This window comes from Lysinibacillus sp. DFXJR4 (genome assembly GCF_057196045.1).
Map to the genome: position 1 here is coordinate 704,092 of NZ_JBXUNW010000001.1, position 16,112 is coordinate 720,203.

At 38.2% G+C, this 16,112-nt stretch carries 19 protein-coding genes and 1 pseudogene; 15 read left to right on the top strand and 5 right to left on the bottom strand.

What is annotated here, in order from left to right; genetic code table 11:
• Positions 1-40 precede the first annotated feature (40 nt).
• From AC2CGN_RS03575 to AC2CGN_RS03600, 6 genes are read left to right on the top strand one after another with little or no spacing between them, the layout of a single operon-like run.
• On the top strand, positions 41-376 hold the full coding sequence (locus tag AC2CGN_RS03575) for a nucleotide pyrophosphohydrolase (RefSeq protein ID WP_283871546.1): 336 nt from the start codon (positions 41-43) through the stop codon (positions 374-376).
• Positions 376-1,173: a 4-hydroxy-tetrahydrodipicolinate reductase gene (dapB, locus tag AC2CGN_RS03580; protein WP_429984829.1), complete on the top strand. Its 798-nt coding sequence runs from the start codon at positions 376-378 to the stop codon at positions 1,171-1,173. The genes AC2CGN_RS03575 and dapB overlap by 1 nt, the downstream gene beginning before the upstream one ends.
• A 19-nt stretch (positions 1,174-1,192) precedes the next feature.
• Entirely contained in the window at positions 1,193-1,597 is a 405-nt protein-coding gene (mgsA, locus tag AC2CGN_RS03585; protein WP_429984830.1) for a methylglyoxal synthase, read from the top strand.
• A 33-nt stretch (positions 1,598-1,630) separates the two neighbouring features.
• Entirely contained in the window at positions 1,631-2,776 is a 1,146-nt protein-coding gene (bshA, locus tag AC2CGN_RS03590; RefSeq protein ID WP_429981067.1) for an N-acetyl-alpha-D-glucosaminyl L-malate synthase BshA, read from the top strand.
• A complete protein-coding gene (locus AC2CGN_RS03595; RefSeq protein WP_484512188.1) occupies positions 2,763-3,941 on the top strand; it encodes a CCA tRNA nucleotidyltransferase in 1,179 nt (392 codons plus the stop codon). Before bshA ends, AC2CGN_RS03595 begins: the two co-directional genes overlap by 14 nt.
• A complete protein-coding gene (locus AC2CGN_RS03600; protein WP_484512190.1) occupies positions 3,919-4,902 on the top strand; it encodes a biotin--[acetyl-CoA-carboxylase] ligase in 984 nt (327 codons plus the stop codon). Before AC2CGN_RS03595 ends, AC2CGN_RS03600 begins: the two co-directional genes overlap by 23 nt.
• Before the next feature lie 40 nt (positions 4,903-4,942).
• Here the strand turns inward: AC2CGN_RS03600 and AC2CGN_RS03605 are convergent, their stop codons facing one another.
• From AC2CGN_RS03605 to AC2CGN_RS03615, 3 genes are read right to left on the bottom strand one after another with little or no spacing between them, the layout of a single operon-like run.
• Entirely contained in the window at positions 4,943-5,782 is an 840-nt protein-coding gene (locus AC2CGN_RS03605) for a DUF4097 family beta strand repeat-containing protein (RefSeq protein ID WP_429990611.1), read from the bottom strand.
• A gap of 1 nt (position 5,783) precedes the next feature.
• Positions 5,784-6,386, bottom strand: a complete 603-nt coding sequence (locus AC2CGN_RS03610) for a DUF1700 domain-containing protein (protein WP_369595138.1) — start codon at positions 6,384-6,386, stop codon at positions 5,784-5,786.
• Positions 6,379-6,699, bottom strand: coding sequence for a PadR family transcriptional regulator (locus tag AC2CGN_RS03615; protein WP_054770306.1), 321 nt, complete (start codon positions 6,697-6,699; stop codon positions 6,379-6,381). The genes AC2CGN_RS03610 and AC2CGN_RS03615 overlap by 8 nt, the downstream gene beginning before the upstream one ends.
• 207 nt (positions 6,700-6,906) lie before the next feature.
• Here AC2CGN_RS03615 and AC2CGN_RS03620 point away from each other — a divergent pair, with 207 nt between their 5' ends.
• The 6 genes from AC2CGN_RS03620 to dinG all read left to right on the top strand — a co-directional run bounded on the left by AC2CGN_RS03620 (position 6,907) and on the right by dinG (position 13,700).
• The gene (locus AC2CGN_RS03620; protein WP_286924887.1) at positions 6,907-7,584 is read left to right on the top strand and encodes a TetR/AcrR family transcriptional regulator; all 678 of its coding nucleotides are present in this window, start codon (positions 6,907-6,909) and stop codon (positions 7,582-7,584) included.
• Positions 7,581-8,342, top strand: a complete 762-nt coding sequence (locus AC2CGN_RS03625) for a CPBP family intramembrane glutamic endopeptidase (RefSeq protein WP_484512193.1) — start codon at positions 7,581-7,583, stop codon at positions 8,340-8,342. Before AC2CGN_RS03620 ends, AC2CGN_RS03625 begins: the two co-directional genes overlap by 4 nt.
• A 384-nt stretch (positions 8,343-8,726) precedes the next feature.
• Positions 8,727-9,563: a 3-methyl-2-oxobutanoate hydroxymethyltransferase gene (panB, locus tag AC2CGN_RS03630; protein ID WP_286924885.1), complete on the top strand. Its 837-nt coding sequence runs from the start codon at positions 8,727-8,729 to the stop codon at positions 9,561-9,563.
• Complete coding sequence (gene panC / locus AC2CGN_RS03635) at positions 9,563-10,417, top strand: pantoate--beta-alanine ligase (RefSeq protein WP_484512196.1); 855 nt, start codon at positions 9,563-9,565, stop codon at positions 10,415-10,417. The genes panB and panC overlap by 1 nt, the downstream gene beginning before the upstream one ends.
• Position 10,418: 1 nt before the next feature.
• Positions 10,419-10,802 carry an aspartate 1-decarboxylase gene (gene panD / locus AC2CGN_RS03640; protein WP_286924883.1) on the top strand — a complete coding sequence of 128 codons (384 nt, stop codon included), beginning with the start codon at positions 10,419-10,421 and terminating at the stop codon, positions 10,800-10,802.
• A gap of 129 nt (positions 10,803-10,931) precedes the next feature.
• Positions 10,932-13,700, top strand: coding sequence for an ATP-dependent DNA helicase DinG (gene dinG / locus AC2CGN_RS03645; RefSeq protein WP_484512198.1), 2,769 nt, complete (start codon positions 10,932-10,934; stop codon positions 13,698-13,700).
• Between the two features lie 60 nt (positions 13,701-13,760).
• Here the strand turns inward: dinG and AC2CGN_RS03650 are convergent.
• Positions 13,761-14,324 (bottom strand): annotated as a pseudogene (locus AC2CGN_RS03650) (IS3 family transposase); the annotation flags it as partial.
• Positions 14,325-14,495: 171 nt separating this feature from the next.
• Positions 14,496-14,843 (bottom strand): hypothetical protein, encoded by a 348-nt coding sequence (locus AC2CGN_RS03655; protein ID WP_429981076.1) that lies wholly within the window; start codon positions 14,841-14,843, stop codon positions 14,496-14,498.
• A 62-nt stretch (positions 14,844-14,905) separates the two neighbouring features.
• Here AC2CGN_RS03655 and AC2CGN_RS03660 point away from each other — a divergent pair, with 62 nt between their 5' ends.
• From AC2CGN_RS03660 to AC2CGN_RS03670, 3 genes are read left to right on the top strand one after another with little or no spacing between them, the layout of a single operon-like run.
• Complete coding sequence (locus tag AC2CGN_RS03660; protein WP_429990606.1) at positions 14,906-15,052, top strand: hypothetical protein; 147 nt, start codon at positions 14,906-14,908, stop codon at positions 15,050-15,052.
• Positions 15,053-15,112: 60 nt separating this feature from the next.
• The gene (locus AC2CGN_RS03665) at positions 15,113-15,721 is read left to right on the top strand and encodes a hypothetical protein (RefSeq protein ID WP_429990605.1); all 609 of its coding nucleotides are present in this window, start codon (positions 15,113-15,115) and stop codon (positions 15,719-15,721) included.
• Positions 15,702-15,983, top strand: a complete 282-nt coding sequence (locus AC2CGN_RS03670; RefSeq protein WP_484512200.1) for a hypothetical protein — start codon at positions 15,702-15,704, stop codon at positions 15,981-15,983. Before AC2CGN_RS03665 ends, AC2CGN_RS03670 begins: the two co-directional genes overlap by 20 nt.
• The last annotated feature ends 129 nt before the right edge of the window (positions 15,984-16,112 follow it).

Here is a 16,112-nt window from a genome sequence, read left to right on the forward strand (position 1 = left end):
GTGTAAATTTTATACGATGGTATGTAGGAGTGTGATTATAATGACTGAACAAGTGACAATGCAAGCTTTACAGCAGCGTGTTGATGATTATATAGGACAATTTAAGGAAGGTTATTTCCCACCCTTTGAATTATTGGCACGATTAACAGAGGAGCTTGGTGAATTATCACGAGAGGTACAAGATGTTTACGGACAAAAAAAGAAAAAGAGTACAGAGGGCACAAATAGCATTGAAGAAGAGTTAGGGGACTTTTTCTTTGTGTTAGTTTGCTTTGCCAATGCACAAGGCATTAAATTAGATGAAGCACTTTTACGCGTCATACATAAATTTGAAACGAGAGATAAGGATCGCTGGACTAGAAAGGATGAGGAATAATGTCGATTCGTGTAGCAATTGCAGGACCAAGGGGAAAAATGGGGGCTGAAGCTGTACATACAGTCATGAAACATGACAAAATGGAATTAGTAGCTGTACTAGATTATAAGGAAGTAGGAAAAACATTAGCTGATTTAGACATGTTTCCGGCGAGCTATACAGTACCTGTATTTACAGAAATGCATGATCTTGTAGAAGCAACGGCACCAGACGTATTAGTGGATTTAACAAACCCTCATGCCGTCTATAAGCATACAAAAGAAGCATTACATTTAAATGTACGACCTGTCATAGGAACAACAGGTTTTACAGATAGACAGCTAGAAGAATTATCTGCAATTGCAAAAGAAAAAGAGCTAGGATGTATTATTGCCCCAAACTTTGCAATCGGTGCTATATTGATGATGAAATTCGCGAAGGAAGCGGCAAAATATTTACCAGATGTAGAAATTATTGAAATGCATCACGATCAAAAGCTAGATGCTCCATCTGGGACGGCTGTTAAAACAGCACAATTGATTCAAGAAGTTCGAGCACCAAAAGGGCAAGGACATCCTGAAGAAAAAGAAACGATTGCTGGTGCTAGAGGGGGAGAGTTTGATGGCATGCGCATACATTCCGTCCGATTACCAGGGCTAGTAGCACACCAGCAAGTTTTATTTGGTGGGGATGGGCAGTTATTAACGATTCGCCATGATTCTTTAAATCGAAATTCTTTTATGTCAGGGATAGCCTTTTGCGTAGAAGAGGTCATGAAAATGGATCAACTTGTATATGGTTTAGAAAACATCATCTAAAGATGGGGATGGACGCTTTATGAAAATCGCACTAATTGCACATGATCGTAAAAAAGATAATTTAGTACAGTTTGCTATTGCTTACAAAGATATTTTAAATGAGCACAATTTGTATGCTACTGGTACAACAGGGCAGCGCGTAATTGAGGCTACAGGTTTAGAGGTTACCCGTTTTCGTTCAGGTCCACTTGGTGGAGACCAACAAATTGGCGCAATGATTGCCAATAATGATATGGATATGGTTATTTTTTTCCGCGATCCTTTAACCGCACAACCACACGAGCCAGATGTTTCTGCACTTATCCGTCTCTGTGATGTTTACCAAGTACCACTGGCAACAAATATGGGAACTGCAGAAATATTACTTAAAGGCCTACAAGAGGGCTTTGTGGATTGGAGATTGATTCAAGAAAGAAGAAATTAAAAAAAGACGCGATTTAGAAAGGATGATCATCGAATGAGAAAGCTAAAAATAGGCATTACCTGTTACCCAACTGTTGGAGGCTCTGGTGTCATTGCGACAGAATTAGGAAAAATGCTTGCAGAGAGAGGACACGAAATTCATTTCATCACCTCAAGCGTACCATTTCGATTGAATAAAATTTATCCAACCGTCTTTTTCCATGAAGTAGAAGTGAATAACTATTCGGTATTTCAATATTCTCCATACGATATTGCTTTAGCAAGTAAGATGGCTGATGTCATTAAGGATGAAGAGCTGGACGTATTACATGTGCATTATGCTATTCCACATGCAGTATGTGCGGTATTAGCACGTGAAATGAGCGGGCGGGATATTGGCATTGTCACAACCTTACATGGCACTGATATATCGGTGCTAGGGCAGGATTCCACTCTGTCACAGGCGATAAAGTATGGCATTGATAAATCTGATATTGTCACTACAGTATCCCAAGCTTTAAAGGAACAAACTTATGAACTAATAGATACGGTAAAGCCTATTGAAACGATTTACAACTTTGTAGATGAGCGTGAATACTTCCCTCGTAATTCAGGTAATTTAAAGGAACAATTTGGTATTCAAGATGATGAAAAAGTCATTATTCACGTCTCTAACTTCCGTAAAATTAAGAATCTTCCGCATATTGTGGATGCATTTATGAAAATACGTGCGAATATGAAGGCAAAATTATTATTAGTAGGGGATGGACCAGAAAAGCATCGTGTAATGGACCAAGTAAAGGAAAGTCCTTATGTAAAAGATGTTTTGTTTTTAGGGAAACAGGAAAACTTGGCTGAATTGTATGCCATTAGTGATCTAAAATTATTACTTTCACAGCAGGAATCTTTCGGATTGGTATTATTGGAAGCAATGGCGTGTGGCGTGCCTTGTATTGGCTCAAATGTTGGAGGAATCCCTGAGGTAATCGAACATGATGTGGATGGTTATATAGTGGAATTAGGGGATACAGATGCTGTAGCAGGGTACGCTGTAAATTTATTGCAGGATGAAGTGAAATTACAACGTTTCCGTGAAGCTGCTATTCGTGCTGTCGATGAAAAATTCCACTCAGCTAAAATTGTAGAGCAATATGAAAAATTGTACGAGAAGGTTGCGGAAAGAAATCATGCAAAACAATAAAGATTGGCAAGCAGCCTATTCAGTTATAGAACAATTAGAAAACGCAGGCTTTGAAGCAGTCATCGTTGGTGGCGCGGTACGAGATACAATACTCGGTCGCCCTGCCCACGATGTAGATGTAGCGACAAATGCCATGCCAGAAGAAGTGAAGTCCGTCTTTCATCATACGGCTGATATAGGTATTCAGCATGGGACGGTGCTTGTTATCGTGCCTGCCGGTTCTGTAGAGGTAACGACATTTCGTACCGACGGACAATATACGGACCACCGTAGACCTGAGGAAGTGCAGTTTGTCCGTTCGCTCCAGGATGATTTACAGCGACGAGATTTTACGATGAATGCCATTGCGATGTGCCGCGATGGCTCTTTCGTTGATTTTTACGGCGGACGTCAGGATATTGAGGCTGGTATTATACGCGCTGTAGGTAATCCTCAGATTCGATTTACTGAGGATGCTTTACGCATGCTTCGAGCGGTACGATTTTCAGCCCAGCTTGGTTTTGAAATTGAGTCTGCAACATTGTTGGCAATTCAGAATAAGGCCGCTGATATTTCTTGGATTGCAAATGAACGCATAAAGGCAGAGCTTGATAAGATGTGGACAGGGAAAGATGTTTTTAAAGGTATTACAATGCTTGAGAAAAGTAGTTTAGCCAATTATTTGCAAGGTTCTTTTGAGGCTAAGCAATGGTGTGATTTTAAGGCTCATCATAAGCTAATAGGCTGGGCATATTTTGCGGTGTTACAGGGTGAATGTTGGCAAGACGTATTACGTAGCTATCGATTATCGAATAAGGAAATCGGTTTTGTCAAGGCCGTAATAGCCGCTTTAGATGCCTTAAAAAAAGGCTGGTCGAATATGGATTACTTGATGTTTACGCAGCAAGAACTTGAGACAGCTCGCTATGTTGCAGAGCTTAGAGAACTTAGCGTTCACATACCACAGCAAAGTATACCTGAATTACAGGCTCAGCTTCCTATAAAACATCAGCAGGAATTAGTAGTAAATGGTTCTGATCTATTAACATGGTCTGGAAAAAAGGGTGGGCCATGGGTAAAGGAAGCATTACAGAAGATGCTAGAAGCAGTCGTAAATGGCGAACTTCGAAATGACCGACAACAGATAAAGGAATGGATAGAGCATGAGTATTTCCATGAAGGATGAAATTTTAAAAAGAATATTAGCAGCTGATGGTGAAGCGGTTTCTGGCCAGGAGCTGGCAGATTCTCTTGGTGTATCGCGTACAGCCATTTGGAAGCATATGCAGACACTGCAGGAGGAAGGCTACACATTTGAAACAATTAAGAAAAAAGGTTATGTACTGACAGGAGTACCTAATAGTTTAAATCCAACCCAAATTGAGCTTTTTTTAAATACAAAACAATTTGGACGGGAAATTCATTATTTTGATGTAGTCGATTCAACACAAACAATTGCTCATAAGCTTGCACAGGAGGGAGCACCACAAGGCACGGTTATAATTGGGGAAGAGCAAACTGCTGGCCGTGGCCGTATGGCTCGTATGTGGGAATCTGCAAATGGCACTGGCATTTGGATGACTATTATTGTGAGGCCAGATGTTACACCCCAGCAAGCTTCTTCCTATACGCTTGTCGTGGCAGTTGCAGTGACAATGGCAATTAAGACATTATATAAACAGGTTGAACCGGCTATTAAATGGCCAAATGATCTTCTGATTAACGGGAAAAAATGTACTGGTATTTTAACGGAGATGCAGGCAGAAGCGGATATAGTACAAGCTCTACTTGTAGGTATCGGCATTAATGCAAATCAGGTGGCATCAGATTTTTCACCAGATATAGCTGATATTGCAACATCTCTACGCTTAGAAGCGGGCGAGGAGATTAACCGTGCTGCACTTGTTGCAACAATCTTACAGTACTTAGAGCAATTTACAGAGTTATATGTCAAAGAGGGCTTTATAAGTATAAAAGCGCTGTGGGAGCAAATGTCCTGCACAATTGGTCAACGCATTGAGGTTACAACGATACGTGAACGTTTTGAAGGCATTGCTAGTGGAATTACAGAAGAAGGAGTACTACAGCTTACCCAAGATGATGGAACTATCCGTACAATCTATGCAGGCGATATAAAAATCATATAACAATAAGCTGCAAGTTTAATCCTTGCAGCTTTTTTTAATTTCACTTTTTTAAAGTCACATCTAAGTCACCGTGCGACAAGGAAACATTCAATTGATGATCACCCTTGTTTAATTGAGTCACTGTTCCGCTTTGCTCTTCGTCATTGATGGATACATCACCAAAGCTTGTGTTTAATGCATAACCAATATCACTTTGTTTATTTTGTAAGTGAAGCGTTGCATCGCCAAAGCTAGAAGTAATAGTGGTTTGACCATTTAAAGTTCCATCAATATTTATATCTCCGTGCTTGCTTTCAATGTTGATGCCGTTACTAGAATATTGTTGGAGCGTTAAATCACCAAAGTCCTGGGCAACCTCTGTTTTCTCGCCTGTCGTATTCGTAAATGTAATATCACCGTAATCTTGAATAAGATTAAGCTGTTGATAATGTAGTCCTTGTAGTGCTGTATCTCCGAATTTACTGTCTATCACAATCATATCTAGTTTTTTATCTGCTGGGACATAGAGTTTGATAGAAGGTGAAGAAAAGCTAGCAAAGCCAAATTGCATGCGGTTCTTTTTCTTCGCTTTTGCTTCAATTGTTAAAGTTCCATTTTCAATATGATATGTTACATCTTGTTGCTCAAGTACATTTGCTTCTAGCTTATAGTTGCTATCATTTGCAATAATGCTAATATCGCCATAGTCATTCACTATATTTATACTCGTAAATGCATCCAAATCATGTGATTGACTAACTAATGTATTATTGCCTGGTACATGTAGGCCATCCTCATCTTTGATAAGTAACCAGCGACCGCCTGAAAAATAGCCAACTACTGCTAATAAAATACCAAAAGCAATCATTGTCATTGCTAAAAGAGTATTTTTGGAAGTCATTTTAAAAACCTCCTTTTTGTTTTCTCATTATTTTGTGGAATAATCTTCCCAATGTTTCAACTGAAATAAGGACGATTTTCTTGATAAAACGAGCGACGACAGGAAAGAGTAAAACGCCCAAACCTGTTACGATAAAGCCAACACCCATAAAGAGTAAAGCAGTGGGCCAATCCTCTGTTAAAATAAAGAAACCTGAAATAAGGGCGGCAATTCCACCGAAAAAAATACTGATGATGCCAGCCCCAATTGCAAAGATAAAACTGATAATCACCGCACCAAATGAAAAAATCAGTGCAATAGCCGCTGCAAGTAATGGTAGAGAAAGTGGTGCAGACAATATAGCTAGAATAATGAGCCAAATAGCTGTCATATTCTTTTTAGCTGATTTTTCTGAAGAAGCCTCCAAATCTTTCAGTGCAAAATCAGCTAATATTTGAGAGGCTACTTGTGAAGGGGAGCCGAGTTCTACAATAACCTTTTGTTCATTCTCCTCTCCAGCCTCTTCAAAGTATTCTTCATAATAGGCAAGTGCAGCATCTAATTCATGCGCAGGAAGCCGACGTAATTTTCCTCGAAGCTTTTTTAAATAGCTTACTCTATCCATTTACATTACCTCCTAATAGTACACAATCAACCTTTTCCTTATAGAGTTTCCATTCTTTTAAAAGCTCTAGTAATCGTATTCGACCTTGTTCAGTAATTTGGTAATACCGTCTATTTCTACCTTGATATGGCTGATCGTAGGTTGTTAGGTAGTTTGCTTTTTGTAATCGACGTAGCACCGGATATAACGTTGATTCCGAAATATCCATCACAGACTGGACTTGCTGTGTCAATAAATAGCCATATGCATCCTCTTTATCGACAATAGCAAGCACACAAGCATCAAGCAAAGCTGAACCAAGCTGAAATGTCATTTTTTTTCACCTCTCAATGGGTTACTTATACAAGGGTTTATATTATATATCATATAGTATAGGGATATTATATGATGTATAGCATTAAATTGTCAAATTCTATAAAAAATAAATGACACTATTGTCATTTATTTCTTGACTTCGAATAGTTGCTAAAGTATTCTGAAAATGATACTAGTGTCATTTTTGAAAAAGGAGGACAATTAGGTGCCAAAGGTAAGCAAAGAATATGTACAGGAAAAGAAAAAGAAGATATTAGATTCTGCCTTAACTGTTTGTAAAATGAAGCCACTCTACGATATTACGATGAGAGATATTATTAAAGCTTCAGGAGTAAGCCAAGGGGGGATCTACCGTTATTATTCAGATTTGGATGAAATACTTGTTGATGTCATTAACCAGGCTAATGCTAACGCAGATTATAAACATCTTATTGATGAAATAATGGATACTAGTGATTCCCCCAAAACATCAATATTTCAATTATTTACTTTTCTCGGGCAGTATATAAAGGAAAACCTATTGACGGTGGGAAAATTCCAATTTGAACTCACTATTTTATTTGCCAACAATCCAAAAAGACAAGAGAAAATTTTATCAAACATTACTGAGAATGAAAGTGGCCAATATTTAATGCAGAATCTTTTTATTGCCATACGTAAGGGAATATCTACAGGCTGCTTTCAACCAGCAATTTCGATTGAGGACCTATCTATTTTTATGGTTACCTCAATTGATGGTATTGTTAGAGATGTTTTATTGCAAAAATGTTATGGCGTTTTTCCGATTGATCAAATGCAGTTTGATGAAATTAAATTGATGAATACACTGTGTAAATCTGTGTTATTACTACTAGGATCTAAGGAAGGGGAGACAAAGAATTGAGCGTAGAGATAAGAAGATTTTTATTTCTAACCTTTGCAACTTCATGGTTCATATGGGGAGGCTTAGCCCTCTTAACACAGCTAAATCTTCTGAAATTTGGCAGTGCGGTTTCGATGATATTATTTATTCTGGGCGGTGTCACGCCAGCATTTTGTGAGATTTGGTTAAAAAAGAAATATTCAACGAAAGAAGAGTTTCATTCTTTTATCCATAATATAAAAAATGCTAAACACCCTTTATCATGGTACATATTTGTTATAGGCTTGGCATTTATCGCTTGCTTTTTACCAACTCTCTGGGGCGGAGCAGTAATGGAAGAACCACTATACCTAGCATTTATTGAACTTCCAATTATGATCATTGGAGGGGGTTTAGAGGAAATCGGCTGGCGTGGTTTTTTACAGCCAACTTTGCAAAAAAGATGGTCTCCATTACTCAGCACATTTATGGTAGGTGCTATTTGGACTATTTGGCATTTGCCATTATGGTTTGTCGTGGGCTCTAATCAAATGAATATGAACTTCCTTTGGTTTACTTTAACAGCCTTGGCATTATCCTTTTTATTAACCGTTATTTATCTTTTCACTAATAGCATTTTTCTCTGTATTATTTTCCATGCTTTCATCAATTCACTTTGGAATGTTTTTATTCCAGTTACAAGTGTGACGTCTGGCTTATGGACTTTTTTATTGGCTTTCCTTCTTTTCACAATTTTTGAAGCCTATCGAAAAAAGAGTTTTCGCATAGTAAGAACATAGAGGTTTTTAATTGAAACCATAAAGTAAATGTAATTATAAGAAAATAATAATTGAAGATTAGTAGGAAAATCTGTTATAGTATGTGCTGAAGGGCAGTATCCTTTGTGAACGGCACCTTCAAAAAGTAAGACCTATTTCTAATAAATATCTGCCTTGATCTTTTGAAGACAGGGACGGAAGAAAACGAACGTTCAAAAATGTAACCTGATTCAAAATACAGGCTATTAAATGTTCAATATGCCTATAAATTAATCAAGTTACGGCCTCTTATGGATATTGCAATCTAGGAGGTAATTTTGACTATGAACGAAACACTACCCTTCTGTCCATTTAGGAACGGAAGGGTTTTTCTGTTTTCTTCCCTTAAAAAAGGAGGACTACATGATGAAAACGACTTCAGATTTTTTAAAGATGAAGGGAGCAGGTGAAAAAATTGTTATGCTAACTGCATATGATTATCCTGCTGCAAGATTCGCGGAGGAAGCGGATGTTGATATGATTCTAGTGGGCGATTCACTAGGAATGGTGGTGCTGGGCTATAACTCCACAATGCCAGTCACCGTAGCAGATATGGTCCATCATGCAAAAGCAGTGCGGCGTGGTGCCAAGGATACGTTTGTCGTTGTGGATATGCCGTTTGGTTCCTATCATGGTGATGTAAACGAGACGTTGAAAACGGCAGTATTCATGATGCAGGAAACGGGTGCGGATGCACTAAAGTTAGAAGGGGCTGATGAGGTTATACCAGTAATACGTAAATTAACATCAGCTGGTATTCCAGTAGTAGCACATTTAGGGTTGCTGCCACAATCAGCAGGAGTGCTTGGCGGCTATAAGGTTCAGGGTAAAACCGCAGAGCAGGCAACGAAGCTACTAGAAGATGCAAAAAAATGCCAAGAGGCTGGAGCTTGTGCAGTTGTTGTCGAATGTATTCCACATCAGCTTACAGAGTTGCTAGCTGCTAATCTAATCATCCCAACGATTGGTATTGGTGCAGGAGTAGAGGCTGATGGGCAAGTATTGGTTTATCATGATATGCTCGGCTACGGCTCCCATCACGTACCGAAGTTTGTAGAGCGTTTTGGGGATATGGGGAACGAGGCAAGTCGTGGAATTGCAGATTATGTAACTGCAGTGAAGGCTGGAACATTCCCAGCACCAAAGCATTTCTTCACGATGAAAGAGGAAGCACTGGATCAGCTATACGGGGGCGTAAAGTAATGAAAGTAGTCACAACGATTCAAGCACTAACAGCTGAAATCCAAGCAATAAAGCGAGATCAACAATCAATTGGCCTTGTTCCAACGATGGGTTACTTACATGAAGGGCATTTAACACTTGCAAAGACAGCTCATGCTGAAAATGATGTAGTTGTAATGAGTATTTTTGTTAATCCAACGCAATTTGGACCAAACGAAGACTTTGAAAGCTATCCACGAGACCTGCCGCGAGATACGGAATTGGCAGCTTCAGCAGGCGTAGATATTGTTTTCGCACCAAGTGTTGAGGAGATGTATCCCTATGATGGTGGCATTCGTATTCAGGCGGGTAAACAAGCAACCATTCTTTGTGGCGCGAGTCGCCCTGGGCATTTTGATGGCGTTTTACAGGTCGTATCAAAATTATTTCACTTAGTACAACCAACAAAAGCATATTTCGGTCAGAAGGATGCACAGCAAGTTGCTCTAATTGCTACAATGGTTCGTGATTTTAACTATCCGTTAGAAATGAGAGTCGTTCCAATTGTACGTGAGAAGGATGGCTTAGCAAAATCCTCTCGAAATGTCTATTTAAATCAAGCAGAGCGTTTGGAGGCACCTGCCATTTATGAAGCACTACAGCTAGCCCGCGATAGCTTCTTAACAAATGGAGACGCAGAGAACGCTCTTATGAAAGCGAAAGCACATATTGCTGCAAAGACTCATGGCAAGATAGATTACATGGAGCTGTTAGCGTATCCGGATTTAACACCAGTCACTGCTAACACTGAGCAAGTATTATTAGCTACGGCTGTCTATATTGGGAGCACTCGTTTAATTGATAATTGTATCTTTAATGTGAAAGAGGGATTATAAAATGTTAAGAATGATGATGAACAGTAAAATCCACCGTGCAACAGTGACACAAGCAGATTTAAACTATGTTGGATCGATTACAATTGATGAGGATATTTTAGATGCAGTAGGTATGCTTCCAAATGAAAAAGTGCATGTTGTGAATAATAACAATGGGGCACGCTTTGAAACTTATATTATTGCAGGAGAGCGTGGATCAGGCGTTATTTGTGTCAATGGAGCAGCAGCACGTCTAGTACAGCGTGGAGATATTGTCATTATTATTTCTTATGTGTATGTAGATAATAAAGAGGCCAAAGAGCATAAGCCAACTGTGGCAATTATGGGTGAGGGCAATTTGATAAAAGAAATGATTACCCATGAGCCAGAGGCAACCGTGATGTAGCATAAAAGGGAGCGTGTACAAATTGTGCATGCTTCTTTTTTATGCCTATACTTAAAAGGCAAAGGGATGCTGCTAAACTAAATATATGATAAAATTCATCTATCTAATGTGAACTGTGAGTTGAGATGTATGATGGAAAGTCAAAAATATGCAATTGTTGATTTGGAGACAACTGGTCATTCTCCAGCAAATGGGGATCGAATGATTCAAATCGCCATTGTAATTATAAAAGATTGGCAAATTGAGCGTACCTTTACAAAGTTTATTAATCCTGGTAAAGCCATTCCGCCTTTTATTCAGGATTTAACGCATATTACGGATAAGGATGTAAAGGATGCATTGCCGTTTGAGGCATATGCCGACTACATATATGAACTGCTTGCTGAGTGTGTATTTGTTGCGCATAATGCAGATTTTGACTTATCCTTTTTACAAGCAGAGTTTAAGCGTGCTGGCTTACCAAAATGGCAAGGGAAAAAGATGGATACGGTTGAGCTTGCCAAAATCTTGTTCCCCATGTCATTAAGCTTTAAGCTAGGTGATTTAGCAGCAGATCTAAATATACCATTAGCGAATGCACATCGTGCTGATGATGATGCCCTGGCAACAGCTGAACTTTTTATATGCTGCTGGAAGGAGCTACTCACGCTTCCACAGCTAACGCTGGAGCAAATGCATAGACGATCATTTAGATTAAAATCAAATGTATCTCAACTGTTTTTTGAGGCTCTTCAAATTAAACGTCAGCATGTAACGGGGAATGAAAATGTTTCCTACTACCGGAATTTAGCAATATGTGATGGACGAAAACAGCATACTAGTCTTGCGGAAATTGTATCTTTTCCACAGACAGCAGCTGAAAAAACATTGTTAATGGCAAAGGCTATGCCAAATTTTGAAGAAAGACCTGCACAATTTGAAATGATGGATACGATTTGGCAGGCCCTGAATGCAAAAACAGAATGTGTCATTGAAGCCTCCACAGGTATTGGTAAAACAGTGGGTTATTTATTACCTGCGATTTTATATGCCCAAGCTATGAATAAAAAAATTGCCATAAGCACATATACGTCACACCTACAGGAACAGCTTGTAGAGGAGGAGCTACCAAAGATTGAAAAAATTCTTGGTACAAAAGTCAATATTGCTGTTTTAAAGGGGATGCAACATTATATTGATATTGCACGGTTTGAGCAATGTATGGCCTACGCAGATGAATCCTATGATGATACTTTTACAATTTTACAGATTTTAGTTTGGCTTACGAAAACCGAAACCGGTGTCCTGAGTGAGCTCAATGTTTCAGGTGGAGGGCAATTATTTATCGAGAAAATCCGTAAAATGCCTGACGAGAAAACAAGGGGCTTTGATTTCTATGAGCAGGCATTAAAAAATAGTGAGACAGCTGATTGCATTGTGACCAATCATTCTATGGTGCTCAGTGATTTAGTACGGCAAACACCAATTTTTACTCAAATTGATGGCTGGATTATTGATGAGGCCCATCAATTTATACAAGCTACAATGCAGCAGGATGAAGTTGTCTTCTCGTATACACAATGGAAGTATATTTTTGGTCAAATAGGTACAATGGAAGAAACTGCTTTATTTCAGCAGTTTAGTCAAGCCGCTAAGAAAAGACAGCGAGTCCCTATGCAAAGCTTGGAGCGATTAGATACTCAATTTATACGTCTGCAACGTACATTTGATGAAACTGTCCAGCGCGCTGTTCTACAAATGCAGCAACAAATCAAAAGTAAACAGGCAAGCAGCAAATACACCCTATTTTTAGAGGATGTGCCTTTAGCTAAAGAACCACTATTAAAGGTGAGTAAGCTCACACAGCAGTGGCTTGATTTAGCAGCAGAAGTAGGGCAGATATTTGAGAATAATATTGAGCAATTGGATAATAATGAGCTTTATCTATTATCGGAGTGGCATTATTGGATTCGTGAAATGAAGATGAAAATTGCTGAATGGGAAGAAATTTTCTTGTCCCCTCAGACTGAAAATTCTGTTTGGCTAGAATTTGATGTGCGTAGTGTTCCAGGTAGTCTTCATGCCTTTAAAAAGCCAGTAAATGTTACACCGATTATTGAAAAAGTGCTTGCACCATTGCGTAAGCAGGCAAGTATTATTTGGACTTCAGGAACGTTAACGGTCCCAGGGAATGAGCGATTTGTGACTCGGCAGCTTGGTATTGCTGATCGTGTTGAAATAACAAAGCTACAAGCACCTCCAGCTTATTATGCTGGCGCAAAAGCCTTTATTGTCACAGATATGCCAGATATTCAACATGTATCACAGGATGAATACATTGAAGCGGTCGCCCACGCGATTACCCGAACAGTGCGTATGACAGAGGGGCGATGCTTTGTCCTTTTCACTGCACAAGAAATGCTTCGTAAAACAGTAGAGTTGATTCAGGATAGCGAACTTCTTGATGATTATATGCTATTTGCACAAGGCGTATCTGGAGGCAGTCGCATGCGAATCCTAAAGTCATTCCAAAAGTTTAGCCATGCTGTCCTCTTTGGTACCAACAGCTTCTGGGAAGGCGTGGATGTGCCAGGAGACGCGCTTGCATCAGTTATTGTGGTACGTTTGCCATTCTCCTCTCCGGAAGAGCCTATATTTAAGGCACGGGCAAAACATATTACCGCACAGGGTCATAATTCCTTCAATGAGTTATCATTACCTGAAGCCATCATGCGCTTTAAACAGGGCTTTGGTCGTCTAATTCGCTCATCCCAAGATAAAGGAGCCTTTATTGTGCTGGATCGCCGCATTACGACTAAATCGTACGGTAAGGAATTCATCAAAGCTTTACCACCGATTGATGTAAAGAAACTGCAGCTACCGGAGCTGTTGAAAGAGTTGAATCATTGGCAAAAATAAATGATAAAATCCCTTTTAGTTCGGCACTGAGTATCATTTTTGAGACAGTATGAAAACACCTTATTTTACAGCCAGTTGACGGTATTGAACCGGCGACTGGTTGTTTAATTTCGTTTTAATCCGAATATTGTTATAATAGTAAATGTATTCTTCGACAATATTTATTACACACGCATTTGTTGTGCGATAAATATACCATCGAGGTAGAACGTTTCAGACTTTAGCGAGGAGTGAAACGTTTCAATTAGGGAATTATCAGTGGGCGTGCCTTTACGAGACATACTCATGATAATTCCTTTTTCTTTGACTGCCTTCTGATACGCATAAGATGTGTAAACAGAACCCTGGTCGCTATGCAGGATACAACCTTCTGGTAGATCGGGTAATTGATTTAGCGTATCTAAAACAAAGTCGGTGTCTTGTGTAAAACCAATTGTAAACGCAATAATCTCGCCATTAAATAGGTCTAAGATACTTGAAAGGTACATCATGGATTGTCCAAAAGGCAAGTAAGTAATATCTGTTACGAGCCTTTCTAGCGGTTTTGATGCCGTAAAATCACGGGCTAATAAAGTTAGGAGCAATGTGAGCCGGTTGTCCCGTACGTTTCCGTTTCTTTACCTTGGAATTGAAAAAAGTGAAAAACGGTACCCCTGAAAAGATACCGTATGTACCTGAAAAGTGTTTCATCATAAATGAGGGCATAAGCGATATGAAAATACCTACAAAGCTTGATTACTGGTGGTACTTAGACTTGGCCAATGAATGAATTAATGCATTTATTGGGGAGGGCAATTAGAATAAAAATTCAAAAACACTCTTAATAAAATTATCAAAATCTTTTTTTGCAGAAGTTATTATCAGAGTGATACCTAGTGAAAAACAAGCCAATGCTAGTATTATGTCACGTTCTAAATTATACATGTCGAACATAAGTATCCCGCCTTTGGATAATACATTAAAAGTAAATTCATCTTGGTTAAATGTTGTAGGATTTTCATGCATCTGATTTAATACCTCAATTGGCAATCCAAACAAATTGTCAAGAGAATTTTGCGTATCATTATAACTACCATTTTTTAAAGAAAGCCCTATACCGATTAGGATAAAAGTGACTCCAGCGATTAGTAAAAGTTTTTTCATAATTTTTACCACTCCTTTTTTTCTTATACGTTGCAAATGTGAAAAGGTTTCGAAAGTAGGTGATGGCAATTTACAAGGGATATTTAAAAGGAAATGGTAAGCATACTGCCACATCATTCAAAGATGGTAGCAAGCTACTTTCCTACAATACAGTTAGATTGGTAGATTCTTATGTCGGTATTTTAGAAGACGACTTTATTTATGATTGATGTGGATGATATAGAGGAGGCAGAAATACTACTAGACATAGTAGAGGATAAGAATATCAATTGTTCTGTACAAACAATGGCATGCATTTTTATTTTAAAGGCTACGATTTAACAGCAAATAAAATTAAATGGTATTCCAACATTGGCATTCATTGTGATTATAAATTAGGAATAAAGAATACTGCAGATCTACTTAAAATAAATGGTCAGGTTCGTAAATGGCTCCGAAAGTGTGAAGATCATGATCCTTTGCCAGCGTGGTTGTATCCATATAACAAGAAAAATCCTAACTTGGCCAAGCTGTCAGATGGTGACGGACGTAACGATAAACTATTTACTTATATATTAAAAATGCAGTCGCAGGGAATGGCCAAGAAAGATATTAAAGAAACCATTTCTATTATCAACAACTATATTTTAGAACAACCAGTTGATAAGAGTGAATTAAATATTATTTTACGTGATGAAGCATTTATGAAAGAATCGTTTTTCATCAAAGGTGTATTTCATCATGATAAATTCGGTGACTTTTTAATTAATGAACATCACATTTGTAAAATAGCGAATGTACTGCATATTTACCATGACGGTGTGTATTCGGATCGTGAGGAAGACATTGAACGAATGATGGTTAAACACATTTCATCAGGTGCAGCGTGTAGATGGTAAAAGTAAACGGTTTTTTCATTTTGAAAATATAACTAAAGACATAAAGACTATGGAAGAACAAGTATTGAAAAAATGGTTAGAGTTATATAAAAAATTTGATATTAATAAAAATTTAGATACAGAAGAATTTAAAAAGATATATAGTCAAATTTCTAATGATTTTCGAAATATTATTAATAGCCCAAAGCATTTTATTTTAATATTACTAACTATTACGCAATTTAATATAGAAAAAGCTATAAATCGAAATGTTAGTATTTAGCATATAAATAGGTCACACCTAACCAGGTATGGCTTTTTATTATGAAAATAACCTAATAAATATTTCCATAAACACGATTGCAGATGCATATAGAGTAAGTTTATTTTACTAAAATTATAAATTTATGGT